The organism is Lysinibacillus sp. FSL K6-0102, from assembly GCF_038003545.1.
GTDB classification, from domain to species: domain Bacteria; phylum Bacillota; class Bacilli; order Bacillales_A; family Planococcaceae; genus Lysinibacillus; species Lysinibacillus capsici.
On sequence record NZ_JBBOPH010000001.1, the window covers coordinates 53,618 to 79,491 of the forward strand.

A 25,874-nucleotide genomic window follows, 5' to 3' on the forward strand; every position below is an offset into this window, starting at 1 on the left:
CAAAACAGGAAACATAAACTTTCATAATTATTTAATTGAGGGGGCAACTATATGTCTGGGTTAGTAATTATGAGTATTTGTATTCCTGTCGGGCTTCTTTTTCTTTATGTAATAATAAGACATGCTAAATTGGGTAAGATCTTAGAAGGATTATCGGTGTTTTGGTTTAGATTTGCATTTGCTTTTCTACTATTATTCGTAATCCATTTAGGTATTGGTTATATAGGATATAATGTGCCAATCAATCTGTTTTCGGTCTTAACAATCGCTGTTTTAGGTATTCCTGGTGTCTTAGGAATAACAGCTTTAATATTTATTTTATAAAAGGCTTGCAATATAAAAAGATTATGGTATAGTTATAAAAGTCGCTAATACAACTGATTGAAACGGAAAATAATTTTAAAATTATTGTTGACACATTTTGTGGCGCGTGGTATTATATAAGAGTTGCTGCTGAAACAGCGGTGAACGATATGAACCTTGAAAACTGAACAAGCAAAACGTAATCAATAAAGTTTTAAGTAGCTAGTTTTGCTAGTGAACGAAACACAATTTTGGACATCAAACATGATGCCAGCAAAATTTGAGCTAATCAAATTTCTTTTATGGAGAGTTTGATCCTGGCTCAGGACGAACGCTGGCGGCGTGCCTAATACATGCAAGTCGAGCGAACAGAAAAGGAGCTTGCTCCTTTGACGTTAGCGGCGGACGGGTGAGTAACACGTGGGCAACCTACCCTATAGTTTGGGATAACTCCGGGAAACCGGGGCTAATACCGAATAATCTCTTTTGCTTCATGGTAAAAGACTGAAAGACGGTTTCGGCTGTCGCTATAGGATGGGCCCGCGGCGCATTAGCTAGTTGGTGAGGTAACGGCTCACCAAGGCGACGATGCGTAGCCGACCTGAGAGGGTGATCGGCCACACTGGGACTGAGACACGGCCCAGACTCCTACGGGAGGCAGCAGTAGGGAATCTTCCACAATGGGCGAAAGCCTGATGGAGCAACGCCGCGTGAGTGAAGAAGGTTTTCGGATCGTAAAACTCTGTTGTAAGGGAAGAACAAGTACAGTAGTAACTGGCTGTACCTTGACGGTACCTTATTAGAAAGCCACGGCTAACTACGTGCCAGCAGCCGCGGTAATACGTAGGTGGCAAGCGTTGTCCGGAATTATTGGGCGTAAAGCGCGCGCAGGCGGTCCTTTAAGTCTGATGTGAAAGCCCACGGCTCAACCGTGGAGGGTCATTGGAAACTGGGGGACTTGAGTGCAGAAGAGGAAAGTGGAATTCCAAGTGTAGCGGTGAAATGCGTAGAGATTTGGAGGAACACCAGTGGCGAAGGCGACTTTCTGGTCTGTAACTGACGCTGAGGCGCGAAAGCGTGGGGAGCAAACAGGATTAGATACCCTGGTAGTCCACGCCGTAAACGATGAGTGCTAAGTGTTAGGGGGTTTCCGCCCCTTAGTGCTGCAGCTAACGCATTAAGCACTCCGCCTGGGGAGTACGGTCGCAAGACTGAAACTCAAAGGAATTGACGGGGGCCCGCACAAGCGGTGGAGCATGTGGTTTAATTCGAAGCAACGCGAAGAACCTTACCAGGTCTTGACATCCCGTTGACCACTGTAGAGATATAGTTTCCCCTTCGGGGGCAACGGTGACAGGTGGTGCATGGTTGTCGTCAGCTCGTGTCGTGAGATGTTGGGTTAAGTCCCGCAACGAGCGCAACCCTTGATCTTAGTTGCCATCATTTAGTTGGGCACTCTAAGGTGACTGCCGGTGACAAACCGGAGGAAGGTGGGGATGACGTCAAATCATCATGCCCCTTATGACCTGGGCTACACACGTGCTACAATGGACGATACAAACGGTTGCCAACTCGCGAGAGGGAGCTAATCCGATAAAGTCGTTCTCAGTTCGGATTGTAGGCTGCAACTCGCCTACATGAAGCCGGAATCGCTAGTAATCGCGGATCAGCATGCCGCGGTGAATACGTTCCCGGGCCTTGTACACACCGCCCGTCACACCACGAGAGTTTGTAACACCCGAAGTCGGTGAGGTAACCTTTTGGAGCCAGCCGCCGAAGGTGGGATAGATGATTGGGGTGAAGTCGTAACAAGGTAGCCGTATCGGAAGGTGCGGCTGGATCACCTCCTTTCTAAGGATTATTTCGGAATACAAACCTTGGGTTTGTAAGATTACGTTTTGCGTTCAGTTTTGAAGGTTCATTCTATCTGAATGAAACACTTCAAAACTTGTTCTTTGAAAACTGGATAAAACGACATTGAAATTGTAACAAACACATTTATTTTTTTAAGTTTTTTATAGGCTTAATAACTTGGTTAAGTTATTAAGGGCGCACGGCGAATGCCTTGGCACTAGGAGCCGAAGAAGGACGGCACTAACACCGATATGCTTCGGGGAGCTGTAAGTGAGCTTTGATCCGGAGATTTCCGAATGGGGGAACCCACTACGTTTAATCGCGTAGTATCTTGACGTGAATACATAGCGTCTTGAAGGCAGACCCAGGGAACTGAAACATCTAAGTACCTGGAGGAAGAGAAAGAAAAATCGATTCCCTGAGTAGCGGCGAGCGAAACGGGAAGAGCCCAAACCAAGAGGCTTGCCTCTTGGGGTTGTAGGACACTCTATACGGAGTTACAAAAGAGCGAGTTAGATGAAGCGACTTGGAAAGGTCCGCCAGAGCAGGTAAAAGCCCTGTAGTCGAAAGTTCGTTCTCTCCTGAGTGGATCCTGAGTACGGCGGAACACGTGAAATTCCGTCGGAATCCGGGAGGACCATCTCCCAAGGCTAAATACTACCTAGTGACCGATAGTGAACCAGTACCGTGAGGGAAAGGTGAAAAGCACCCCGGAAGGGGAGTGAAAGAGATCCTGAAACCGTGTGCCTACAAGTAGTTAGAGCCCGTTAATGGGTGATAGCGTGCCTTTTGTAGAATGAACCGGCGAGTTACGATTACGTGCGAGGTTAAGCTTTAGAAGGCGGAGCCGCAGCGAAAGCGAGTCTGAATAGGGCGAAATAGTACGTGGTCGTAGACCCGAAACCAGGTGATCTACCCATGTCCAGGGTGAAGGTGAGGTAACACTTACTGGAGGCCCGAACCCACGCACGTTGAAAAGTGCGGGGATGAGGTGTGGGTAGCGGAGAAATTCCAATCGAACTTGGAGATAGCTGGTTCTCTCCGAAATAGCTTTAGGGCTAGCCTCGTGATGAGAATACTGGAGGTAGAGCACTGTTTGGACTAGGGGGCCATCCCGGTTTACCGAATTCAGACAAACTCCGAATGCCAGATATTTATACACGGGAGTCAGACTGCGAGTGATAAGATCCGTAGTCAAAAGGGAAACAGCCCAGACCACCAGCTAAGGTCCCAAAGTAATCGTTAAGTGGAAAAGGATGTGGCGTTGCACAGACAACCAGGATGTTGGCTTAGAAGCAGCCATCATTTAAAGAGTGCGTAATAGCTCACTGGTCGAGTGACGCTGCGCCGAAAATGTATCGGGGCTAAACGATTCACCGAAGCTGTGGATTGACATCTACGATGTCAGTGGTAGGAGAGCGTTCTAAGTGCGTTGAAGTCAGATCGGAAGGACTGGTGGAGCGCTTAGAAGTGAGAATGCCGGTATGAGTAGCGAAAGACGGGTGAGAATCCCGTCCACCGTATGACTAAGGTTTCCTGAGGAAGGCTCGTCCGCTCAGGGTTAGTCGGGACCTAAGCCGAGGCCGATAGGCGTAGGCGATGGACAACAGGTTGATATTCCTGTACCACCTCCTCACCGTTTGAGAAATGGGGGGACGCAGTAGGATAGGGTAAGCGCGCCGTTGGTTGTGCGCGTCCAAGCAGTAAGGCGTGTGTGTAGGCAAATCCGCACACTGTAACGTTGAGCTGTGATGGCGAGTCCGTATGGACGAAGTTCCTGATTTCACACTGCCAAGAAAAGCCTCTATCGAGGTGAGAGGTGCCCGTACCGCAAACCGACACAGGTAGTCGAGGAGAGAATCCTAAGGTGTGCGAGAGAACTCTCGTTAAGGAACTCGGCAAAATGACCCCGTAACTTCGGGAGAAGGGGTGCTCTTGAGCGTGCAAGCGCATGAGAGCCGCAGTGAATAGGCCCAGGCGACTGTTTAGCAAAAACACAGGTCTCTGCAAAACCGTAAGGTGACGTATAGGGGCTGACGCCTGCCCGGTGCTGGAAGGTTAAGAGGAGTGGTTAGCGCAAGCGAAGCTGCGAATTGAAGCCCCAGTAAACGGCGGCCGTAACTATAACGGTCCTAAGGTAGCGAAATTCCTTGTCGGGTAAGTTCCGACCCGCACGAAAGGCGTAACGATCTGGGCACTGTCTCAACGAGAGACTCGGTGAAATTATAGTACCTGTGAAGATGCAGGTTACCCGCGACAGGACGGAAAGACCCCGTGGAGCTTTACTGTAGCCTGATATTGAATTTTGGTACAACTTGTACAGGATAGGTAGGAGCCAGAGATCTCGGAGCGCCAGCTTCGAAGGAGGCGTCGGTGGGATACTACCCTGGTTGTATTGAAATTCTAACCCATGCCCCTTAGCGGGGCAGGAGACAGTGTCAGGCGGACAGTTTGACTGGGGCGGTCGCCTCCTAAAAGGTAACGGAGGCGCCCAAAGGTTCCCTCAGAATGGTTGGAAATCATTCGTAGAGTGTAAAGGCACAAGGGAGCTTGACTGCGAGACCTACAAGTCGAGCAGGGTCGAAAGACGGGCTTAGTGATCCGGTGGTTCCGCATGGAAGGGCCATCGCTCAACGGATAAAAGCTACCCCGGGGATAACAGGCTTATCTCCCCCAAGAGTCCACATCGACGGGGAGGTTTGGCACCTCGATGTCGGCTCATCGCATCCTGGGGCTGTAGTCGGTCCCAAGGGTTGGGCTGTTCGCCCATTAAAGCGGTACGCGAGCTGGGTTCAGAACGTCGTGAGACAGTTCGGTCCCTATCCGTCGTGGGCGTAGGAAATTTGAGAGGAGCTGTCCTTAGTACGAGAGGACCGGGATGGACACACCGCTGGTGTACCAGTTGTCTTGCCAAAGGCATCGCTGGGTAGCTATGTGTGGACGGGATAAGTGCTGAAAGCATCTAAGCATGAAGCCCCCCTCAAGATGAGATTTCCCATTACGCAAGTAAGTAAGATCCCTCAAAGACGATGAGGTAGATAGGTTCGAGGTGGAAGTGTGGTGACACATGGAGCTGACGAATACTAATCGATCGAGGACTTAACCAAAAAAGTTTAAAACATTCAATGCACCGTTTATCCAGTTTTGAAAGAACAAATCTTTCAATTAAATACAAAGTCTAGTGATGATGGCAAAGAGGTCACACCCGTTCCCATACCGAACACGGAAGTTAAGCTCTTTAGCGCCGATGGTAGTTGGGGGCTTCCCCCTGTGAGAGTAGGACGTCGCTAGGCAAAAAGTAACCACTGAGAAATCAGTGGTTTTTTTGTATGTTTTGAAATCTAGAAAATGTTAAAGTTTAATAGAGTGATCAAAATATTCAAAGGGGTGCAATGGAATGGCAACAGGACAATATAGTAAGGTAATCAATGTACAGAAAAATAAATTAGAGGGTTTTATTCATAATAAAGAACAAGGGGCTGTTTTAATACCAGGTTACTTACATCACGAATTACTAAATGAAGACGATATGATCTGGGTCTTCCAAGGAGACTTTGGTATAATTCAGAAAGCTGTTAAAGTAAAACTTAAAGTAAACAAATCAGATGCTCATCAAATACAGTTTGAATTAGAGGGTTTATCTGATCCTATAAATGGTAATGGTTCTTTTGAAATCATACAAAATCAAAATGAATCACCACAACTGACTGGTAATTTAACAATGAAAGCAAGTGGATTTTTAGCAGGAATGATGAATCCAGTATTAGATAATTTTGTACCTCGGCTGATTGAGCAATTAGTGGAAGCAATGGCCATTCAAGCATTACAAGACTAGTTATATGAAAATAAGTGGTGAACCGATTATTACAGATAACAGCAATAATCGGTTTTATTTTAATTAGCAATTCCTACTGCTACAAAAATGATGGTTTAGGTATAGATGACTCTTTTTTTGAGTGAGGCGTCAACGATAATGACATCAAGCTGTGATTAACTTTGATGAAAAGGTTTGTTACTAAATAAAAAGTGGATTACCATGCGGAGGGATAGCTTTTTTCTCTCCTTATAATTTCGTATAATTAAAGGAGAATCTAACGAAAATGGGTGTTTGTTTTGCATAAGAAAAAACCAATTATAGAAGGGTTAGAACGTTTTCGACAGCAACAAAATATTTCTTTTCATGTCCCAGGTCATAAGCATGGTGAACTGTCCCACCTTCCACAAGCATTTAAGGATGTAATGCGTTATGATGTAACTGAGTTATCAGGATTAGATGATCTACATTACCCTGAGGAAATGATATTAGAAGCCGAGAATTTATTGGCAGATACATATGGAGCAACGAAGAGTTTCTTTTTAGTAGGAGGGTCTACTGTTGGAAATTTAGCAATGATTTATGCTACTTGTAACAAAGGAGATACCATTATTGTTCAGCGTAATGCACATAAATCAATTTTCCATGCTATTGAACTTGTTGGGGCTAAGCCAATTTTTGTGTCGCCGCTATGGGATGAGCGGACAATGTCGGCGACACATGTAACTTATAGAGATTTAAAAGAAGCCGTAGAAAATTATTCAGAGGCGAAAGCAGTAGTTTTAACATATCCTACTTATTATGGGATGACTTCGAATGAAATACAGCAACAAATTGTTTATTGTCATGAGAAGGGAATACCTGTATTGGTGGATGAAGCACATGGCGCTCATTTTAATGCATGTACGCTATTTCAGCCATCCGCATTGACACTTGGTGCAGACGTTGTTGTTCAATCAGCTCATAAAACTTTACCTGCTATGACGATGGCCTCTTTTATGCATGTTAAATCGGCATTGATAGAGGCTGACAAAATACATCATTACTTACGCATGTTACAATCTAGTAGTCCATCTTACTTATTATTAGCATCATTAGATGATGCTCGCTATTATGTACAGACATATATGGAGAGTGATGGGGCATATATAATAGAAAAAAAGAATCAATGGGTAGATGCATTACGAGCAATTGGATCATTAGAAGTAATTGAAGTAGATGATCCACTTAAAGTATTGCTACGTGTTAATGGTTATAGTGGCTTTCAATTACAGGAGGCATTAGAGGCAAAGCATGTATATGGGGAACTTGCAGATGCCAATCAGGTTTTATTTGTGTTACCTTTGCTGAAGCAGGGACATACCTACCCATTTGCTGAAATCAGGGTTCGTATAAAAGAGGCCATAACAACGCTATTAAATACAGCTAAAACAGATAGCATTACGGCTTCTCAAACAGCCTATCATTTTGTACCGATTACTGAGCCTATATATACCTTTAATGAGGTTGCATCATTAAAGAAAGAATGGTTACCATATATGCGTACAATGGGGCGAATTTCAGCGAATATGATCATTCCTTATCCACCTGGTATACCATTATTAGTACCAGGTGAAAGAATAACAGTAGCTAAGTTAAGTCAATTGGAAGAGCTACTAGCAGCAGGTGCAACATTCCAGGGGAATCATTGTTTAGCAGATAAAATGATTCAGGTTATTAAATAGTTGGAGGCAATAACAGCATGAATAGCAATTTATTTATTACATTTGAAGGACCAGAGGGAGCAGGAAAAACAACGGTCATTCAAATGATAGCAGAGCGATTAACAAAAAATAATATTGAAGTTCTAGCAACAAGAGAACCAGGTGGAATTGAGATTGCAGAAAAAATAAGAACGATTATTTTGAATCCTGCACATACTGCTATGGATGAACGAACAGAAGCATTGTTATATGCTGCAGCAAGAAGTCAGCATTATTTTGAAAAAGTACGTCCTGCCTTAGATGCAGGGAAGTTAGTGATATGTGACCGTTTTATCGATTCCTCTTTAGCTTATCAAGGATATGCAAGAGGTATAGGTGTCAATGAGGTACTTTCTATTAATGAATTTGCTATTGGGAAGAAATTACCTGACGTGACCATACTATTTGATCTTGCTCCAGAGGTTGGCTTAGCGCGTATTCATGCAACTGGCAATCGGGAAGTAAACCGCTTAGATGTTGAAAGCTTGCCGTTTCATCAGAAGGTACGTGAAGGATATTTACAATTAGTAGAGCAGTACCCAGAGCGAATACGTGTAGTCAATGCAGATCAAGATATTGAAAATGTTGTTGAAGATGTATGGTTATTATTATTGGAAGCAATGCAGTAAATGCATGAAGTTGTCTACAACAATGTGATATAATGATACTATCCATTAATTTATCTTCACTAGAAGGGCAACAATTGTCGAAGTACCTATTAGGTCAGACACACCTTCGTGTAAGATACATTATGTGTTTAGGGAACCTTGTAGATGTCTCTTTTAAAACTTTCTTATAGAGTTTTTGTATCAACATGATGATGTTCCTCTAGTTCAACAGATGAACTAAGATTAAGTATAGAATTGAAATCTATCTAGGTGAATTTTATAAAAGGGGTGAGTGCGAATGAAGTTAGTCGTAGCTGTAGTGCAAGATCAGGATAGCAGCCGCTTATCAAATGCTTTAACGAAAAATCAGTTTCGCGCAACTAAATTAGCGAGCACAGGAGGATTTTTACGTTCAGGAAATACGACATTTCTTATAGGAACTGAAGACTCTCTCATACCCAAACTTTTAGATATTATTCGGGATAATTGTCGGGCAAGAGAGCAAATGGTTGCACCCGTTTCTCCGTTAGGAGGCAATGCTGATTCCTATATACCTTACCCTGTGGAGGTAGAGGTGGGAGGAGCTACCGTATTTGTTTTACCGATTGAACAATTCCATCATTTTTAAAAAGTAGCCTCCGAAGCTAAATCATTGATTATTTGTTACTATTAAACATTTTATTTAAAATTGATTATGCGTAGGAGAAATAGATGAAAATTGTGGGGGCGAAACCAGCTTGAAGATTAATCAAGATATACGTGTCGGGTTAAATACAAATCGCAAAGAGCCACTACAAAATAATAATCAAAATAACCGATTTGGAGATATGGTCGTCAAGCAAGGTAATAAGCTGCAAACAGAACAACTCACGCGTTTGTTAGGAGATATATCTACTGCAGGGGACCGAGTAGCTAGATCACGTAATTTACGAGAACTTGCTAGGTTTAAAATGCTTGTTAAACGATTTCTACAAGAGACAGTAGAACATGGTATGGAGTTAAAACAATCACATACCTGGAATCGTTTTGGTGAAGGAAGACGTCTGAAAATCATTGAAACCATTGATACACGGCTTGTCGAGCTTGCACAGGATCTCTTAGACGAAGAAAAAGAAGCAATAGATCTTCTTGATAAAATCGGTGAAATTAAAGGCTTACTAATTAATTTATATATGTAAAACCCGTGTCTCGTTCTCATTTAGGCGCGGGCTTTTTTCAAATGTTGATGTGGCTACTCGCCATAAAGTAAACAACTGTAATCTTTACAAGAGTGCAAGAAAGTATCACCTTTTGTTGTAGAGACAGGAAGGAATTTAAATGTATGGCCAAGAATGTTGAAGAGCTACTCACACTGCAACCAGTCGTAATGAAGCAGCTTCAAACAATATTTGACAAGAATAGATTAGCGCATGCATATATTTTTGATGGCGAAAAAGGGACAGGCAAGGCAGATATTATGCACTTTTTTGTCAAATTAATGTTATGTGAGCAACCAAGTGGAAATGTTCCATGTGAAACATGTCGAAATTGCAAACGTGTAGATTCGGGAAATCATCCAAATATTCATCAAATTTATCCAGATGGTCAATTCATAAAAATTGATCAGATGCGAGAACTCATCGGAGAAATGAAAATGGTGGGTGTAGAAGAAGGACGTAAGATTTATGTGCTTCATCATGCAGACCGTCTTAATACAGCCTCTGCAAATATGATACTTAAATTTTTAGAGGAGCCAGAAGGAGAAGTAACTGCCATATTACTAACTGAGCAAATGCAGTCAATTCTTCCAACTATCCGTTCTCGTTGTCAACATATCAAATTTCAAAAAATGCCACGTCATGTTTTGTTGAAGCATTTACAGGAAAATAATATTTCACATTCAATGGCCTCAACAGTAAGCATGATGACAAATGAGCTCGAAACAGCGATATTTTTAGCAAATGATGAGCAGTTTGCACTCGCTCGAAAAACAGTGTTAAAATTAGTAGAGGCCATTCGGCAAAATGTACACGAAGCATTGCTTATTGTGCATGAAGAGTGGTTGCCTCACTTTAAAGAAAAAAGCGAGATGGAGCAAGCATTGGATTTACTACTATTTGCTTACCGTGATATAGTGTCAATAAAAGCTAATCCCGAGGCAGCTTGTACTTATCCAGACATGTTACCACTATTTAAAGAAGTTGCGTTATATTCCACTTATGAAAGATTATCAAATCAGATGGAATCTATTTTACAAGCACGCGCCTCTTTACAGCGTAACATGAATAGGACGTTATTGATGGAGCAGTTAATGCTAAATCTGCAGGAGGGATATACATTTGTATAATGTAGTAGGAGTCCGCTTTAAAAAGGCGGGTAAAATATATTATTTTGATCCGGCATCATTTCTACTAGAGGATAGTCAATATGTTATTGTAGAGACAGCCCGCGGTGTAGAGTATGGAAAAGTAGTTGTCCCTCAAAAAGTTGTGGGTGATAATGATGTTGTATTACCACTAAAACAAGTACTTAGACCAGCAGATGATCGTGATCGTATACAAGTAGAGGAAAATGCAGCGGAATCAAAGCGTGCATTTGAGCTCGCTAGTACTAAAATTATAGAGCATAATTTAGAAATGAAACTTGTAGATGTTGAATATACATTTGATCGTAATAAAATTATTTTTTACTTTACAGCTGAAGGACGAGTTGATTTTAGGGATCTAGTAAAAGATTTAGCCTCGGTTTTTAGAACACGTATTGAACTTCGTCAAATTGGTGTGCGTGATGAAGCCAAGCTTTTAGGTGGTATCGGTCCATGTGGTAGAATGCTTTGTTGTTCCACATTTTTGGGTGATTTTGAGCCCGTTTCGATTAAAATGGCTAAAGATCAAAACCTATCATTAAATCCTTCAAAAATATCTGGCCTTTGTGGACGTTTAATGTGTTGCTTAAAGTATGAAAATGATGAATATGAAGAAGCAAAAGAGGGCATGCCAGATGTTGGTGAGATAACAATGACACCAGATGGCCGTGGGAAAGTAGTAGGGCTAAATGTGCTGGAAAGACTTATTCAAGTATATTTACATGAGCAGGAACGCACAGTTGAGTATACACTAGAAGAACTGCTAGCATGCGAAAAAAATCTTATTTAAGATAGAGAATTTAACGAGGTGGCTTGGGTGAAGGACCGTAATTTCTTAGATACCGTTATGGAGTTCGAACAACAGCTCGAAGCAATGCAGGAGCAATTTGGTGCATTGAAACAATTTGTAGCGTTAATGATGGAAGAGCATAAGGCGCTTGAAACAGAAAATCATCACCTACGTACACGTCTAGAAGAACTACTTTCTAATACAAACTCCGTACAAGCTGCTGAAGTAAAGAAAGAGAGTCCGCTAGATATTGGTGAGGGATATGATAACTTAGCTCGCCTCTACCAAGAGGGCTTCCATGTTTGCCATGTTCATTTTGGAAGTTCACGTAAGGGTGAGGATTGTCTGTTCTGTCTATCATTTTTAAATAAACAAAATGTGTAATAAAAGGCTGATTCCCGCTACGGTGGTGTCAGTCTTTTGTTTTGTAGCGTAGGAGGAGTAAGCATGGAAAAATGGCTAAAAGGTGACGAGCGGTTAGATTATTTGTTGGCTGAGAATTTACGTATTATTCAAAGTCCCTCTGTCTTTTCGTTCTCATTAGATGCAGTATTGCTTTCGAAATTTGTCAGTATTCCTTATCATAAGGGAAAAATCGTTGATTTATGCTCAGGAAATGGTGTGATTCCACTTTTTTTAAGTGCACGTACAAAGGGACAGATAACGGGAGTAGAAATTCAGCCACGTTTATTTGAGATGGCAGAGAGAAGTATCCGTTACAATCAGCTAGAACAGCAAATTCAAATGATTCTTGGAGATGTTAAAGAAATACCAAAACAACTTGGGATTGAAAAGTATGATGTGGTTACCTGTAATCCACCCTATTTTTTAGCACATGAAGCGAGTGATAAAAATCTTAGTGAGCATCATGCCATTGCACGCCATGAATTGTATTTAACATTGGAAGAAGCGATTCAATCCGCAAGTAAATTATTAAAGCAAGGGGGCAAGGCCGCATTTGTTCACCGACCTGGGCGATTATTAGATATTGTGACAGCTATGCGAGCAAATCGCTTAGAGCCTAAACGGATGCAGCTCATTTATCCGAAGGAAGGGAAAGAGGCTAATACATTATTAATAGAAGGAATAAAAGATGGAAAGCCTGATTTAAAAATTCTGCCGCCGTTGTATGTTTATGATGCCAATAATGAATACACGACAGAAGTGAGAGAAATTCTTTATGGAAAAGAGCAATAATCACTACTTTTATGTGTTAGAGTGTGCTGATCAAACTCTTTATGCAGGGTATACAAATAATATAGAAAAACGTGTTGCTGTACATAACGCTGGTAAAGGAGCAAAATATACAAGAGCTAGAGGTCCAGTGAAATGTATTTACAAAGAAATATTCGAGACAAAGCAAGAAGCAATGCGTGCTGAATATGCCTTTAAGCAATTAACAAGAACACAGAAAATTAATTATATAAGGAGGGGTGAATCGTGAAATCACAAAAAAGTACAATACACGATCAGACAGGTTGTTTATATCTGGTAGGAACACCTATTGGTAATTTAGAGGATATGAGTGTGCGTGCACTTCGCATTTTAAAAGAAGCAGATATTATCGCTGCAGAAGATACTAGAAACACCAAAAAGCTGTGTAACTACTTTGAGATTGACACACCACTAATCAGCTACCATGAGCATAATATAGCCGTAGGTGGAGAAAAATTATTAACATTACTACAAGAAGGAAAAACAATTGCATTAGTAAGTGATGCAGGTTTACCTTGTATTTCTGATCCAGGTGCAGATATAGTGGAAAAAGCAATTGCCCAAAACTTTTCTGTTGTACCAGTGCCAGGGCCTAATGCAGCAATTTCAGCATTAATTGCATCTGGGTTATCGCCACAGCCATTTTTCTTTTATGGATTTTTGAATCGCGGAAAAAAGGAACGTCGCCAGCAATTAGAACAATTAAAAAAACGCCAAGAAACGATTTTACTATATGAGGCACCACATCGCTTAAAGGATACATTAAAAGATATGGAAGCTATACTCGGGGAACGTCGTATTGTTTTAGCTCGAGAGCTGACAAAGAAGTTTGAAGAGTTTTTACGAGGTACTTTGTCTGAAGCTGTAGAATGGTCACAAACTGAAGAAATACGAGGAGAGTTTTGTATTGTTCTTGAAGGTAATAGCTGTGTAGAAGAGGAAGATCATGAAGAAGCCTATTGGCAAAACATGTCCATTGTTGAACATGTTGATTTCATTATCAATCAATCGAATGTATCTTCAAAAGAAGCCATTAAAGAAGTAGCTAAGTTAAGGCAAGTGGCAAAGCGAGATGTTTATAATGAATATCATAGTGAATAATAGTAAAGAGTTACCTTATTAGGTAGCTCTTTTTTATTTAGTAAATGACGCCGAAACTTATAAGTTGAAAAGTAATAATTTTGAGACACAATTTTAAATTGATAATAATTGTAAATAATAGTAACCTTAAATAGAAAGGTCTGACATGGACATTATAAGGGGTTAAGAAATTGGTTATATTAATAAACAGAAACACCTAAATCACTGTTTTGATTTAGGTGAGTAACTAATTATTTTTTTAAGTTAGATTGAATTTCTTTAACTAACATTTCTGCGCCTTCTGGACTTAAAATTAATTTGCCTCCAACTAGACGGAAGTTATCATCTGAAACTTCACCAGTAACAGCACATGTCATATTAGGCATATATTTTTTTAAGATGATTTTATCATCATCCACATAGATTTCTAAAGCGTCCTTTTCAGCAATACCTAGCGTACGGCGTAACTCGATAGGAATTACTACACGACCTAACTCATCGACTTTACGAACAATCCCTGTTGATTTCATAATAGATTTCCTCCTAATTTATAAAAGTTATATTGGTATTTCGTCAAATTTCGACATTATTTCTTTGTCTGATAGTTATCATACCAAGTAATGCCATAAACGTCAATTAATTAATGCACTAATATTATGGTTTTTAAAAAAAATTTTTGAGAAGAATGCAGGTATTTTAATTTTTTTAAAAGGTTTTTAATAAATATTTTTGTTAATAGTAAAAAAGGTTCTTATTTAAGTCATTTAATGGATTAAATATATTATTCGACAATTTTCGCGTTTAATAAACTTTCATTGAAACGAATTTCGTACTTCGTTAGAATAGAAAGTATATTGTAAAACAATGGAGGCAGTTCTTGTGAGTGAACAACAAAAAACATTCTATATAACAACACCCATTTACTATCCAAGTGGGAAATTTCATATTGGTACGGCATATACAACAGTAGCATCTGATACTATTGCACGCTATAAACGTTTAAAAGGTTATGATGTACGCTTTTTAACAGGAATGGACGAACATGGCCAAAAAATTCAAGAAAAAGCAGCAGAAGCGGGTAAACATCCTCAAGATTATGTAAATGAAATTGCCGATGCTGCGAAAAAACTTTGGGGTTTAATGGATATTTCTTATGATGACTTTATTCAAACAACACAGGATCGACATACGAAAGCTGTCGAAAAGATTTTCCAAAAGTTTTTAGATAATGGTGATATCTATAAAGGTGAATATGAAGGTTGGTACTGTACACCGTGTGAATCATTCTTTACTGAGACTCAACTAGTTGACGGGAACTGTCCAGATTGTGGTCGTCCGGTGCATAAGGTTAAAGAAGAATCGTACTTCTTTAATATGAAGAAATATGCAGATCGTTTATTAGCTTATTATGAAGAGAACCTTGAATTCATTGAGCCAGAATCACGGAAAAATGAAATGATTAACAACTTCATTAAACCAGGGCTAGAGGATTTATCGGTATCAAGAACATCCTTCGACTGGGGAATTAAAGTACCAGGAGATCCAAAGCATGTTATTTATGTATGGGTTGATGCATTAACGAATTATATTACAGCCTTAGGTTATCTATCAGAAGATGAATCATTATTCAATAAATATTGGCCAGCAGATGTACATGTAGTTGGCAAGGATATTGTTCGTTTCCACACGATTTATTGGCCAATCTTCTTAATGGCATTAGATTTGCCATTACCGAAAAAGGTATTTGCTCATGGTTTTATTATGATGAAAGACGGTAAAATGTCTAAATCAAAAGGCAATGTAATTTATCCTGAAATGTTAATCGAGCGTTATGGTCTAGATGCCACACGTTATTTCCTATTACGAGAATTACCATTTGGCTCTGATGGGGTATTTTCACCAGAATCATTTATTGAACGTACAAACTTTGATCTGGCTAATGATTTAGGGAACTTATTAAATCGTACAATTTCAATGATTAATAAATATTTTGATGGTATTATTCCGACAGAAAATCTTCAACCGACAGAATTTGATGCAGCTTTAAAAGAGCAAGCTGAGTCGGTACGTATTAAATATGAAGAAAGTATGGAAAAAATGCAATTTAGTGTCGTTCTTGCTGACTTATGGACGCTTGTTTCACGCACAAATAAGTATATAGATGAGACACAACCATGGGTGTTAGCAAAGGAAGAGTCAGACAAGCCAAAATTAGGTGCAGTTATGCGAAATTTGGCAGAAAGCTTACACCAAATCGCTGTCATGTTGCAACCATTTATGACAACAACTCCTAAACGTATGATCGATCAGTTAGGATTAGATGACAAATTCTTAGCATGGGATACAATTGCAACATTCGGCAATACTATTCCAGCAAACATTAAAGTGGTAGAAAAAGGGATACCGATTTTCCCACGCTTAGAAAATGAGGTTGAGATTACTTATATTCGTGAGGAAATGCGTGGGTCTGTGAAAACACCACAGGATGAAGAAATTAAAAAGGTAGAAAAAACTGAAGAAAATCCAGAAATTCCTGAAATTACTATTGATGATTTTATGAAAGTTGATTTGCGTGTAGCTACTGTGACTGCATGTGAAACTGTTCCGAAAGCAGATAAATTATTAAAGCTACAAGTTGATCTAGGATATGAGCAACGTCAAGTAGTTTCAGGTATTGCGAAATTCTATACACCAGATGATTTAATAGGTCAAAAAGTGATTGTCGTAGCAAATTTAAAACCAGTAAAATTACGTGGTGAAATATCACAAGGAATGATTTTAGCTGGTGAGAAAGATGGAATTTTAAAATTAGCATCAGTTGATCCTAAACTTGAAAATGGTGCAAAAGTAAAGTAATGAACTTAAGGAAGGCCTGCTGAATATGAATTATTCAGCAGGCTTTTCAAATCTGTTAGAGAAATCGGGATTAAATTATTTTGAAATAATTTATGATGCGTGAAAAACTTGGTTTTATGGGTTTAAAGAACTACTTGAGGTAATGTCGATTAAGTGGAATGTCACAATGTCGAATAGTTTGTAATGAAATTGTAATGATCACGAAAAATATGAAATAATAAATTTTAATAAAATCAATGTTAGGAGAATGAAGATGTTTATAGATACACACGTACATTTAAACGCAGATCAGTATGAGGAAGATCTTCAAGAAGTGATTGATAGAGCTCTTGAAGCTAAAGTAGAACGAATGGTAGTTATTGGTTTCGACCGTAAAACCATTGAGAGAACAATGCAATTAATAGAGCAATATGATTTTGTTTACGGTGTCATTGGCTGGCATCCAGTAGACGCTATTGATTGTACTCAACAAGATTTAGAGTGGATTGAGCAATTAGCTTCACATCCAAAAATAGTTGGCATTGGTGAAACGGGATTGGACTACTATTGGGATAAGTCTCCAAAAGACGTTCAACAGGAACTTTTTCGCAAGCAAATTCAATTAGCTCAAAAGATCAATTTACCAATCGTTATTCATAATAGGGATGCAACAGGTGATGTTGTACAAATTTTACGTGAAGAAAATGCTGCATCCGTAGGGGGTGTTATGCACTGCTTTAGTGGAAGTGTAGAAACAGCGCGTGAATGTATAGCAATGAATTTTATGATTAGTCTTGGGGGACCAGTGACATTTAAAAATGCACGTCTACCAAAGGAAGTAGCTACAGAAATAGCTCTTGAACACTTGATGATTGAAACAGACGCTCCTTATTTAGCTCCACATCCACATCGAGGTAAGCGCAATGAACCCGCTTTCGTGCCTTTAGTTGCTGAGGAAATCGCACGTTTGAAAGGGTTGACAATTGAGGAAATTGCACAAGCAACTACAACCAATGCGAAAAATTTTTTTGGGATTGACAATTAACTAGCTTAGATGCCTCCAATACAGGGTTTGTGGTTGGCAAAAAACAAGAAGTCAATTTTCAGAGAAATACTTTCGGGTTGACAGTGCCAAAACTAGTCCGTATAATCCAACCTTGTATTAAGGAGGCGTTTTTTCATGTCAAATAATTCCATGAAAAACTTGTTCTTAGGATCATTGAGGAGTAAGCAAACAGTGATAAGAATTATCTCACTTGTCCTGTTTGTGTCTGTAATCTCTTTCGTGCTTTATCAAGGTACGAAAAAATCCGTTAAGCTTGAAGCAAATGGAGAAACAATCGAAGTATCAACACATGCCAAAACTGTAGAACAATTATTACAAAATCAAAATATAGATATAGCAGAGCATGACAAAATTTCACCCTCTCTGAACACCAAAATTGTTAATGGATTAGCAATTACATGGGAACAGGCAAAAGAAGTAACTATTTCAGTTGATGGAAATCAGTCAAAAGTTTGGACAACTGAAACACTTGTGAAGGACATTTTGAAGGAAGCAAATATTAAAGTATCTGAACATGACTCTTTAGCGCAAGGTCTAGATACTGAACTAGGAGCAGAAAACAAAATCGATATTCAAAAAGCGTTTCAAGTAGCGCTTGTCGATGGCGTAACTAAAAGACAAGTATGGTCCACTTCGACTACGGTCGCTAACTTTTTAAAACAACAAGGAATTCAGCTAAATGAATTCGATCGTGTCGAAAATAACCTGGAGAACGTTATTACTCCGGAGAGTAAAATCACAGTAGTTCGCGTAGAAAAGGTTATCGATGTAGTGGAAGACTCTTTAGATTTCGCAGTTGAAAAGAAGCAGGATGCTTCATTGCAAAAGGGGAAACAAAAAGTAGTAGCAACGGGCGAGAAGGGTTCGATTTCTCGTACGTATGAGGTTGTCAAAGAAAACGGTAAGGTTGTGGCAAAAAACCTACAATCTGAGAAAGTATTAAAAGAGCCGAAGAAACAAGTGGTTGCTGTAGGCACAAAAACAATTGTTGCAAGTGCAGCAACTGTGTCACGTGGTTCAGCAGAGCCTACTAACGGAAAAGAATTTTATGTAACGGCAACAGCATATACACCATATTGCAACGGTTGTACTGGTACATCAGCAACTGGTATAAACCTACGTTCAAATTCTGGCTTGAAGGTGATCGCAGTTGACCCTTCTGTTATTAAGTTAGGATCAAAGGTTTGGGTAGAAGGCTATGGAACTGCTATAGCTGGGGATACTGGTGGGTCAATTAAGGGTAATAAGATTGACATACTTGTACAAACAGATGCCCAAGCACGTAACTGGGGACGTAAGAAAGTGCGCGTTAAAGTATTAAATTAAAAAAATTGTAAAATTAATCAAAATGTTTTTCACAAATGGAGCTTTCCTGTTTTGACTGGCGGGAAGGCTTCTTTATTATTTTTTAGCAAATGATGTTGTAGGTATGTAGAGAGTAAGTTGAATAAGATAAGCTCATCTGAACCTTGTATTCCTGTACAAATCGTATAGAGCAGTTGTAAAATGGTCAGAAGATAAGGTAGATAGAAAAGAGGAGCCTTTTTGCAAATTAAAGAAATTATTGTTGTTGAAGGAAAAGATGATACGACAGCTATTAAACGTGCTGTACAAGCAGATACTATAGAAACGAATGGATCTGCAATTTCTGAAGAAACGTTAAAGCGAATTCAGCACGCCCAAGAAAAACGTGGAGTTATTGTATTTACTGATCCAGACTATCCAGGACGTCGAATACGCGCCATTATCGAGGAGCGTGTAAAAGGGGTGAAGCATGCCTTTTTACCAAAAGCGAAAACGATTGCTAAAAACGGTAAAGGGTTAGGGATTGAGCATGCTGCTGATGAGGATATACGTGAGGCATTACAACATGTTTATACCCCTATACATGAGGTGCTAAACGAAGCGGTAATTACACTGGAAGATTTAATGACTGCTCGTTTAATTGGACATCCACAATCAAAGCAGCGTCGTGATAGACTAGGGGAAATTTTAAATATAGGTGCTACAAATGGTAAACAACTTCATAAAAGATTGAAAATGTTTCAGATTACAGAGGAGCAATTTGGTGCGGCTATCGCACAGTTAGATCAGGAGGAAAATGATGCATAAGGATATTGCTACACCAATTCGAACACAAGAAATATTAAAAAAGTATGGTTTTTCATTTAAAAAAAGTTTAGGTCAAAACTTCTTAATTGACCCGAACATTTTAAGAAATATAGTGAGTCACGCCAATTTAACTGAGAATAGTGGCGCAATTGAAGTTGGTCCTGGGATTGGGGCATTAACTGAGCATTTGGCGAGAAGCGCTAAAAAGGTAGTTTCCTTTGAAATTGACCAACGTTTATTACCTGTACTAGAAGATACGCTTAGTCCATATAATAATGTGTCTATTATTCACTCTGACATACTTAAGGCAGATGTGGAGAAAGTAATTGCAGATGAGATGCCAGGTATTGATGATATTATGGTTGTAGCAAATTTACCGTATTATGTAACGACCCCAATTTTACTGAAGTTACTCAATGACCGATTACCGATCCGTGGTTTTGTTGTGATGATGCAGAAAGAGGTAGCAGACCGTATAACAGCTAAGCCAGGGACGAAAGAATATGGTTCTTTATCAATTGCAATACAATATTACGTGAAAGCAGATATTGCGATGACAGTGCCAAAAACCGTTTTCATGCCGCAACCTAACGTCGACTCTGCAGTAATTCGCCTTATTAAGCATGAGGAACCACCAGTAAAAGTAATAGATGAGGATTTTTTATTTGTTGTAACGCGTGCTTCATTCGTACAGCGAAGAAAAACAATCTATAATAACCTGCAATCTGGTTTACCTAATGGAAAGGCACAAAAGGATCAAATTTTACAGGCATTAGAGTTAGCAAATATTGAGCCAACTCGCCGTGGAGAAACACTTTCAATTCAAGAGTTTGGGAAATTAGCTGATGCACTGCATCCTGTATTTGCAAAGTAAAAATTTTTGTTAACAATTTTTCGGATATGTAAAAAAATATATATTTTTTTATAAAAAATAAGTTGACAAGATTTATAAGAGGCTGATAAAATATTATATTTTGTTGACATTTTTGGGCCATTAGCTTATACTTGTTATTAGTGAGGTGTAAGCGAAAATGCCAAAAACTTTAGCGGACATTAAAAAGTCGTTGGATTGTCATTTGGGTAAACGTTTGCAATTAAAAGCAAACGGTGGTCGCAAGAAAACGGTTGAGTGTGCAGGGATACTACGTGAGACATATCGCGCCATCTTTGTAGTAGAGCTCGATCAAGAAGACAATACGTGCAAGCGCGTATCGTATAGCTACACAGATATTTTAACTGAAGCAGTAGAGATTACATTTTTAGACGAAGCAAAGGCTGCTGTCGCAAAATAGTTTCTAGTACTTATTTCTATATTTTAGAAACACTCATGTATATTAAAAATACATGAGTGTTTTGCGTTTTCACGGGCATACTAAATTCGTCAGTTGTTAAAGGAGGAGTTTATATGCCTAGAAAAGGTATCATGTCACCTCGTTTAAAAGAAGAGATCGCAAAAGAACTTGGATTTTATGATGTTGTGCAAAAGGAAGGCTGGGGCGGCATAAAAGCTCGTGATGCTGGTAATATGGTCAAACGCGCCATAGAAATGGCAGAACGGGCAAGTAGTGAGCAAGAGCGTAAGTAGACTGTTTTTGCTAAAATAGTCATCTTATAAAGTTTCATTCAGCAGGGATGAAAATCCTTACTGACACAACAAATACAACTGACGAGAGAGAGCCGTTACTCCGAATAGGGTAAACGGTTCTTTTTTTCCATTTTCGTATTCTCAATATGGTAAAATAAAATGAATAATCTTGCGCGAAAAAAAGAACTGTTTATACGTGTAGCTATAAGGAGGAAGAAAGATGCTTTATGTAAAGGCGCCTGCAAAAATCAATTTAACATTAGATGTACTTTATAAAAGACCGGATAATTTTCACGAAGTGGAGATGGTTATGACAACAGTCGATTTAGCTGATCGTATCAGTCTTGAATCTCGAGAAGATGGTGTTATTCAAATAATTTCAACAGATAATTTTGTACCAAATGACCATCGTAATTTTGCTTATCAGGCAGCGCGTCTCATTAAAGATACATATGGCATTAGACAAGGTGTATCCATTACGATTGAAAAGGAAATCCCTATAGCAGCAGGACTCGCAGGAGGTAGTAGTGATGCAGCTGCAACATTAAAAGGGCTAAATGAACTGTGGGATTTAGGTTTATCAATAGATGAATTAGCGGAACTTGGTGCTAAAATAGGTTCGGATGTTTCGTTTTGTGTTTACGGAGGCACGGCACTCGCTACAGGACGAGGCGAAAAAATAAAGGAATTACCAGCTCCACCTAATTGTTGGGTTGTACTAGCTAAGCCTAAAATTGGTGTGTCGACAGCAGAAGTTTATGGGGGTCTTAAGGTTGAAGGACTGCAACACCCCAATACACAGCAGATGATACAAGCTATAGAGACAAAAGATTATGAGCTATTATGTTCTTCATTAGGAAATGTTTTGGAAACTGTAACATTTAAGCTACACCCAGAAGTTGTGATGTTAAAGGAACAAATGAAGCGCTTTGGGGCAGATGCCACGCTAATGAGTGGAAGCGGTCCAACTGTATTTGGGCTAGTGGATAGTGAAGCTCGTGTCAGTCGCATTTATAATGGTTTACGTGGTTTTTGTGAGGAAGTTTATGCAGTACGAATTTTGGGTGAGCGAAATACGCTTGCTTAGAAACGCAAATTTGTGTTAATTTTACCTATAAATATTCGTGTTTAGGAGAGGGTCGCATGAAATGGAAGCGTAGTGAACGACTAGTTGATATGACGTACTACTTACTAGAACATCCACATCAGCTGATCCCGCTAACTTATTTTTCAGAACTATATCAATCTGCTAAGTCATCCATTAGTGAAGATTTAACGATTGTAAAAGAAACATTCGAAGAAAAAGGAATCGGGTTATTGATGACAGTGCCGGGTGCTGCAGGAGGAGTAAAATATATTCCGAAAATGTCCGAGGCTGAAGTACGTTTAGTGATTCAAGATTTAAAAGCAGAGCTAGAACATTCAGATCGATTGTTACCAGGTGGTTACTTATTTATGACAGACTTGCTTGGAAACCCAGATTTAATTAATCGTGTAGGAAAGGTCTTTGCTTCGGCCTTTGCAGATCAACAAATCGATGTCATAATGACAGTAGCAACTAAAGGGATATCCATCGCTCATGCCATTGCAAGACATTTAAATGTACCAGTGGTTGTTGTGAGAAGAGATAGTAAAGTAACAGAAGGTTCTACAGTAAGCATTAACTATGTATCTGGTTCTTCCAGAAGAATTCAGACAATGGTATTATCAAAAAGAAGCATGAAGAGTGGACAACGTGTATTAATTACTGACGACTTTATGAAGGTCGGCGGTACTATGAATGGCATGAAAAATCTCTTAGAGGAGTTTGACTGTCAGCTAGCAGGCATTGCAGTACTTGTGGAGGCTGAGCATGCGGACGAAACATTAGTAGATGATTATTATTCACTTGTAAAGCTTCATGAAGTTAATGAAAAAGATCGAACAATTGCATTAAGTGAAGGTAACTATTTTTCTAAAAGGGGACATGACAAATGAAAGTAGTAGCAACAACAAATGCACCAGCAGCAATCGGACCATATTCACAAGGTATTATTGTTAACGGAATGTTTTATAGCTCTGGTCAAATTCCATTAACAGCTACAGGTGATTTAGTGGAAGGCGATATAACTGTACAAACAAATCAAGTATTTGCTAATTTAAAAGCTGTTTTAGCGGAAGCTGGAACTTCTTTAGATAATGTTGTAAAAACAACGGTCTTTATGAAAGATATGAATGACTTTGTAGCGATGAATGAAGTTTATGCAAATCATTTCGGTGATCATAAACCAGCTCGTTCAGCTGTAGAGGTAGCCCGTCTTCCGAAAGATGTAAAAGTAGAAATCGAAGTAATCGCAATCGTAAAATAAATAAAACTTATTAAGCTCACTAAAGAGAATCTTTATTCTTTTTAGTGGGTTTTTTTACGCCGACAAACAATTGTCAAAAATTACGTATATAAGAAAAAATATTATTCTAATAAGTATTCAAATTTTTTAGAAAATTTGATAGACTATGAAAAGGAAAATATTCGGTAATTGAGAATATAATATTTTCATTTAGGCATCCAAGAAGAGAGGTGGTGAGAAAATGGAAGTTACTGATGTGAGATTACGTCGGGTACAGACGGATGGTCGCATGCGTGCGATTGCTTCCATTACACTTGATAATGAGTTTGTTGTTCACGATATTCGTGTCATTGATGGAAATACTGGTTTATTTGTAGCTATGCCTAGTAAACGAACACCAGATGGGGAATTTAGAGATATTGCTCATCCAATTAATTCTGATACTCGAAATAAAATTCAGGAGATCATTTTAAACGAGTATCATAACTCTAGTGAAATAGAGGAAGCTGGTAAAGAAGAAGAATTAGAGGGAATCGGTGTGTAATAAATAGTAAATAATTTACTTTTTAAGGATATGTTACAAACTTACGGTAAAAAAGATAGGAAGAACTCTTCTAGTTGGAAGGGTTCTTTTTATTTTGATAAAAAGATAATATGAGCAATTTCAGGATATACTTCATGACATTCGAGCATAAGGTGCATTGGATTTAGGAATTCATGTTTTTGTCAACTCTACATGCCTTGAAAATAGATGAATTTTGCTATATAGTCATAAGAGAAAATGAGCGTATTGGAGGACTTACAGATGAGCAATATTTTTGCTGTCATTTTGGCTGCAGGTCAAGGTACACGTATGAAGTCCAAATTATATAAAGTGCTCCATCCAGTATGTGGGAAACCAATGGTACAACATGTGGTGGATCATATTCAGACGTTAGATGTGAATCGCATTGTAACGGTTGTCGGACATGGTGCTGAAAAAGTGCAACAACAGCTTGGTGATAAAAGTGAGTATGTGCTGCAGGCTGAACAACTAGGTACAGCGCACGCTGTGCAACAAGCAGAGGCCATTTTAGGTAATGAAGAAGGTACAACATTAGTTGTATGTGGAGATACACCACTAATTCGTCCTGAAACGATGCAAGCTCTATTCGAACATCATCAAGCAAAGAATGCTAAAGCAACTATTTTAACTGCAATTGCTGAAAATCCAACTGGCTATGGCCGTATATTACGTGGCAGTAACGGACAGGTGGAGCAAATTGTTGAACAAAAGGATGCTTCAGCAGAGCAGCAATTAGTAAAAGAAATAAACACAGGCACATATTGCTTTGATAACAAATTATTATTTGAAACATTGAAGCTTGTGAAAAATGATAATGCTCAAGGTGAATATTATTTACCAGATGTCATTGAAATTTTACAAAAGCAAGGTGATATTGTTGAAGCATATGTCACTGATGATTTTGAAGAAACACTAGGTGTTAACGATCGCGTGGCTTTATCACAAGCCGAGACATTAATGCGTACAAGAATCAACGAGAAGCATATGCGGAATGGTGTAACAATTATCCATCCTGAAACAACGCATATTAGTGCAGATGCAGTTATTGGGCGTGATACGGTGATTCAACCTGGCTCAATGATTGAAGGTGCTACTGTGATCGGTGAAGATTGCATTATCGGGCCAAACACTCAAATCATAGATAGCCGCGTTGGTGATCGTACAACTATACATTCTTCAGTTGTCCGTGAAAGCGCTATTGCAGAGGATACTGCTATTGGGCCATTTGCTCATATTCGACCACTTTCAGACATAGGTAGTCATGTCAAAATTGGTAACTTTGTAGAAGTGAAGAAAAGCAAGCTAGATAACGGCTCGAAAGTTTCACATTTAAGTTATATTGGCGATGCTGAGATCGGTAGTAACGTCAATATTGGTTGTGGTTCCATTACAGTAAACTATGATGGAAAAAACAAGTTCAAAACAATTATTGAAGATGATGTATTTGTAGGATGTAATACTAACTTAGTAGCGCCAGTGAAAGTTGGAAAAGGTTCATTTATTGCAGCAGGTTCTACAATTACAAAAGAAGTTCCTGAAGATGCACTTGCCATAGCTCGTGCAAGACAAGAAAACAAACCGAATTATGTAAGCAAATTAAATTCAAAATAATTATCAACTAAACAGGAGGCCAT

At 39.2% G+C, this 25,874-nt stretch carries 25 protein-coding genes and 3 rRNA genes; 27 read left to right on the forward strand and 1 reads right to left on the reverse strand.

Features of this window, described 5'->3' with window-relative positions; genetic code table 11:
- Nucleotides 1–51 precede the first annotated feature (51 nt).
- The 15 genes from NYE73_RS00250 (at nt 52) to rsmI (ending at nt 13,771) form a co-directional block, all read left to right on the forward strand.
- The gene (locus NYE73_RS00250; RefSeq protein WP_048391019.1) at nt 52–324 is read left to right on the forward strand and encodes a pro-sigmaK processing inhibitor BofA family protein; all 273 of its coding nucleotides are present in this window, start codon (nt 52–54) and stop codon (nt 322–324) included.
- A 278-nt stretch (nt 325–602) separates the two neighbouring features.
- Nucleotides 603–2,154, forward strand: a 16S ribosomal RNA gene (locus NYE73_RS00255).
- A gap of 182 nt (nt 2,155–2,336) precedes the next feature.
- Nucleotides 2,337–5,264: ribosomal RNA gene (locus tag NYE73_RS00260) — 23S ribosomal RNA — on the forward strand.
- Between the two features lie 70 nt (nt 5,265–5,334).
- Nucleotides 5,335–5,450: ribosomal RNA gene (rrf, locus tag NYE73_RS00265) — 5S ribosomal RNA — on the forward strand.
- Together the 16S, 23S and 5S rRNA genes form the textbook arrangement of a ribosomal RNA operon.
- Nucleotides 5,451–5,554: 104 nt before the next feature.
- Complete coding sequence (locus tag NYE73_RS00270) at nt 5,555–5,992, forward strand: SRPBCC domain-containing protein (protein ID WP_259951234.1); 438 nt, start codon at nt 5,555–5,557, stop codon at nt 5,990–5,992.
- A gap of 278 nt (nt 5,993–6,270) precedes the next feature.
- Complete coding sequence (locus tag NYE73_RS00275; RefSeq protein ID WP_445668864.1) at nt 6,271–7,695, forward strand: aminotransferase class I/II-fold pyridoxal phosphate-dependent enzyme; 1,425 nt, start codon at nt 6,271–6,273, stop codon at nt 7,693–7,695.
- 17 nt (nt 7,696–7,712) lie between these two features.
- Nucleotides 7,713–8,342: a dTMP kinase gene (gene tmk / locus NYE73_RS00280; RefSeq protein ID WP_048395427.1), complete on the forward strand. Its 630-nt coding sequence runs from the start codon at nt 7,713–7,715 to the stop codon at nt 8,340–8,342.
- Between the two features lie 277 nt (nt 8,343–8,619).
- A complete protein-coding gene (locus tag NYE73_RS00285; RefSeq protein ID WP_004229230.1) occupies nt 8,620–8,949 on the forward strand; it encodes a cyclic-di-AMP receptor in 330 nt (109 codons plus the stop codon).
- 109 nt (nt 8,950–9,058) lie between these two features.
- Complete coding sequence (locus NYE73_RS00290) at nt 9,059–9,499, forward strand: YaaR family protein (protein ID WP_004229228.1); 441 nt, start codon at nt 9,059–9,061, stop codon at nt 9,497–9,499.
- Between the two features lie 143 nt (nt 9,500–9,642).
- Nucleotides 9,643–10,647: a DNA polymerase III subunit delta' gene (gene holB / locus NYE73_RS00295; RefSeq protein WP_048395429.1), complete on the forward strand. Its 1,005-nt coding sequence runs from the start codon at nt 9,643–9,645 to the stop codon at nt 10,645–10,647.
- On the forward strand, nt 10,640–11,455 hold the full coding sequence (locus NYE73_RS00300; RefSeq protein WP_048395431.1) for a PSP1 domain-containing protein: 816 nt from the start codon (nt 10,640–10,642) through the stop codon (nt 11,453–11,455). The genes holB and NYE73_RS00300 overlap by 8 nt, the downstream gene beginning before the upstream one ends.
- Nucleotides 11,456–11,482: 27 nt before the next feature.
- The gene (gene yabA / locus NYE73_RS00305; RefSeq protein WP_004229222.1) at nt 11,483–11,839 is read left to right on the forward strand and encodes a DNA replication initiation control protein YabA; all 357 of its coding nucleotides are present in this window, start codon (nt 11,483–11,485) and stop codon (nt 11,837–11,839) included.
- A gap of 63 nt (nt 11,840–11,902) precedes the next feature.
- A complete protein-coding gene (locus NYE73_RS00310; RefSeq protein WP_054548597.1) occupies nt 11,903–12,652 on the forward strand; it encodes a tRNA1(Val) (adenine(37)-N6)-methyltransferase in 750 nt (249 codons plus the stop codon).
- A complete protein-coding gene (locus NYE73_RS00315) occupies nt 12,636–12,899 on the forward strand; it encodes a GIY-YIG nuclease family protein (RefSeq protein WP_004229219.1) in 264 nt (87 codons plus the stop codon). Before NYE73_RS00310 ends, NYE73_RS00315 begins: the two co-directional genes overlap by 17 nt.
- Entirely contained in the window at nt 12,896–13,771 is an 876-nt protein-coding gene (gene rsmI, locus NYE73_RS00320) for a 16S rRNA (cytidine(1402)-2'-O)-methyltransferase (RefSeq protein WP_048395435.1), read from the forward strand. Before NYE73_RS00315 ends, rsmI begins: the two co-directional genes overlap by 4 nt.
- A gap of 230 nt (nt 13,772–14,001) precedes the next feature.
- Here the strand turns inward: rsmI and NYE73_RS00325 are convergent, their stop codons facing one another.
- The gene (locus NYE73_RS00325) at nt 14,002–14,280 is read right to left on the reverse strand and encodes an AbrB/MazE/SpoVT family DNA-binding domain-containing protein (RefSeq protein WP_004229214.1); all 279 of its coding nucleotides are present in this window, start codon (nt 14,278–14,280) and stop codon (nt 14,002–14,004) included.
- A gap of 334 nt (nt 14,281–14,614) precedes the next feature.
- On the opposite strand from NYE73_RS00325, the gene metG reads away from it, so the two are divergent.
- The 12 genes from metG (at nt 14,615) to glmU (ending at nt 25,851) form a co-directional block, all read left to right on the forward strand.
- On the forward strand, nt 14,615–16,606 hold the full coding sequence (metG, locus tag NYE73_RS00330) for a methionine--tRNA ligase (RefSeq protein WP_369823948.1): 1,992 nt from the start codon (nt 14,615–14,617) through the stop codon (nt 16,604–16,606).
- Nucleotides 16,607–16,859: 253 nt separating this feature from the next.
- The gene (locus tag NYE73_RS00335; protein WP_066038156.1) at nt 16,860–17,630 is read left to right on the forward strand and encodes a TatD family hydrolase; all 771 of its coding nucleotides are present in this window, start codon (nt 16,860–16,862) and stop codon (nt 17,628–17,630) included.
- Nucleotides 17,631–17,765: 135 nt separating this feature from the next.
- Nucleotides 17,766–18,977 (forward strand): G5 and 3D domain-containing protein, encoded by a 1,212-nt coding sequence (locus NYE73_RS00340; RefSeq protein ID WP_259951236.1) that lies wholly within the window; start codon nt 17,766–17,768, stop codon nt 18,975–18,977.
- A 219-nt stretch (nt 18,978–19,196) separates the two neighbouring features.
- On the forward strand, nt 19,197–19,763 hold the full coding sequence (gene rnmV / locus NYE73_RS00345; protein WP_257962298.1) for a ribonuclease M5: 567 nt from the start codon (nt 19,197–19,199) through the stop codon (nt 19,761–19,763).
- On the forward strand, nt 19,756–20,637 hold the full coding sequence (rsmA, locus tag NYE73_RS00350; protein ID WP_048395444.1) for a 16S rRNA (adenine(1518)-N(6)/adenine(1519)-N(6))-dimethyltransferase RsmA: 882 nt from the start codon (nt 19,756–19,758) through the stop codon (nt 20,635–20,637). The genes rnmV and rsmA overlap by 8 nt, the downstream gene beginning before the upstream one ends.
- A 157-nt stretch (nt 20,638–20,794) precedes the next feature.
- Complete coding sequence (gene veg / locus NYE73_RS00355; RefSeq protein ID WP_004229199.1) at nt 20,795–21,055, forward strand: biofilm formation stimulator Veg; 261 nt, start codon at nt 20,795–20,797, stop codon at nt 21,053–21,055.
- A gap of 113 nt (nt 21,056–21,168) precedes the next feature.
- Nucleotides 21,169–21,348, forward strand: a complete 180-nt coding sequence (locus NYE73_RS00360; protein ID WP_004229193.1) for a small, acid-soluble spore protein, alpha/beta type — start codon at nt 21,169–21,171, stop codon at nt 21,346–21,348.
- 220 nt (nt 21,349–21,568) lie between these two features.
- Nucleotides 21,569–22,435, forward strand: a complete 867-nt coding sequence (ispE, locus tag NYE73_RS00365) for a 4-(cytidine 5'-diphospho)-2-C-methyl-D-erythritol kinase (RefSeq protein ID WP_048395447.1) — start codon at nt 21,569–21,571, stop codon at nt 22,433–22,435.
- A gap of 56 nt (nt 22,436–22,491) precedes the next feature.
- The gene (purR, locus tag NYE73_RS00370; protein WP_004229190.1) at nt 22,492–23,325 is read left to right on the forward strand and encodes a pur operon repressor; all 834 of its coding nucleotides are present in this window, start codon (nt 22,492–22,494) and stop codon (nt 23,323–23,325) included.
- Nucleotides 23,322–23,696, forward strand: coding sequence for a RidA family protein (locus NYE73_RS00375; RefSeq protein ID WP_004229189.1), 375 nt, complete (start codon nt 23,322–23,324; stop codon nt 23,694–23,696). Before purR ends, NYE73_RS00375 begins: the two co-directional genes overlap by 4 nt.
- Before the next feature lie 220 nt (nt 23,697–23,916).
- Nucleotides 23,917–24,219, forward strand: coding sequence for a septation regulator SpoVG (gene spoVG / locus NYE73_RS00380; protein ID WP_048395448.1), 303 nt, complete (start codon nt 23,917–23,919; stop codon nt 24,217–24,219).
- A 261-nt stretch (nt 24,220–24,480) separates the two neighbouring features.
- Nucleotides 24,481–25,851 (forward strand): bifunctional UDP-N-acetylglucosamine diphosphorylase/glucosamine-1-phosphate N-acetyltransferase GlmU, encoded by a 1,371-nt coding sequence (gene glmU, locus NYE73_RS00385; RefSeq protein WP_103117249.1) that lies wholly within the window; start codon nt 24,481–24,483, stop codon nt 25,849–25,851.
- Nucleotides 25,852–25,874: the final 23 nt, after the last annotated feature.

What these genes read in the sequence shown, in the direction of transcription:
- NYE73_RS00250 (WP_048391019.1), top strand. Translation starts at nt 52, where the DNA reads ATGTCTGGGTTAGTAATTATGAGTATTTGTATTCCTGTCGGGCTTCTT.
- NYE73_RS00270 (WP_259951234.1), top strand. Translation starts at nt 5,555, where the DNA reads ATGGCAACAGGACAATATAGTAAGGTAATCAATGTACAGAAAAATAAA.
- tmk (WP_048395427.1), top strand. Translation starts at nt 7,713, where the DNA reads ATGAATAGCAATTTATTTATTACATTTGAAGGACCAGAGGGAGCAGGA.
- NYE73_RS00285 (WP_004229230.1), top strand. Translation starts at nt 8,620, where the DNA reads ATGAAGTTAGTCGTAGCTGTAGTGCAAGATCAGGATAGCAGCCGCTTA.
- holB (WP_048395429.1), top strand. Translation starts at nt 9,643, where the DNA reads ATGGCCAAGAATGTTGAAGAGCTACTCACACTGCAACCAGTCGTAATG.
- NYE73_RS00310 (WP_054548597.1), top strand. Translation starts at nt 11,903, where the DNA reads ATGGAAAAATGGCTAAAAGGTGACGAGCGGTTAGATTATTTGTTGGCT.
- NYE73_RS00315 (WP_004229219.1), top strand. Translation starts at nt 12,636, where the DNA reads ATGGAAAAGAGCAATAATCACTACTTTTATGTGTTAGAGTGTGCTGAT.
- NYE73_RS00325 (WP_004229214.1), bottom strand. Translation starts at nt 14,280, where the DNA reads ATGAAATCAACAGGGATTGTTCGTAAAGTCGATGAGTTAGGTCGTGTA.
- metG (WP_369823948.1), top strand. Translation starts at nt 14,615, where the DNA reads ATGGAGGCAGTTCTTGTGAGTGAACAACAAAAAACATTCTATATAACA.
- NYE73_RS00335 (WP_066038156.1), top strand. Translation starts at nt 16,860, where the DNA reads ATGTTTATAGATACACACGTACATTTAAACGCAGATCAGTATGAGGAA.
- NYE73_RS00340 (WP_259951236.1), top strand. Translation starts at nt 17,766, where the DNA reads ATGTCAAATAATTCCATGAAAAACTTGTTCTTAGGATCATTGAGGAGT.
- rsmA (WP_048395444.1), top strand. Translation starts at nt 19,756, where the DNA reads ATGCATAAGGATATTGCTACACCAATTCGAACACAAGAAATATTAAAA.
- veg (WP_004229199.1), top strand. Translation starts at nt 20,795, where the DNA reads ATGCCAAAAACTTTAGCGGACATTAAAAAGTCGTTGGATTGTCATTTG.
- NYE73_RS00360 (WP_004229193.1), top strand. Translation starts at nt 21,169, where the DNA reads ATGCCTAGAAAAGGTATCATGTCACCTCGTTTAAAAGAAGAGATCGCA.
- ispE (WP_048395447.1), top strand. Translation starts at nt 21,569, where the DNA reads ATGCTTTATGTAAAGGCGCCTGCAAAAATCAATTTAACATTAGATGTA.
- purR (WP_004229190.1), top strand. Translation starts at nt 22,492, where the DNA reads ATGAAATGGAAGCGTAGTGAACGACTAGTTGATATGACGTACTACTTA.
- NYE73_RS00375 (WP_004229189.1), top strand. Translation starts at nt 23,322, where the DNA reads ATGAAAGTAGTAGCAACAACAAATGCACCAGCAGCAATCGGACCATAT.
- spoVG (WP_048395448.1), top strand. Translation starts at nt 23,917, where the DNA reads ATGGAAGTTACTGATGTGAGATTACGTCGGGTACAGACGGATGGTCGC.
- glmU (WP_103117249.1), top strand. Translation starts at nt 24,481, where the DNA reads ATGAGCAATATTTTTGCTGTCATTTTGGCTGCAGGTCAAGGTACACGT.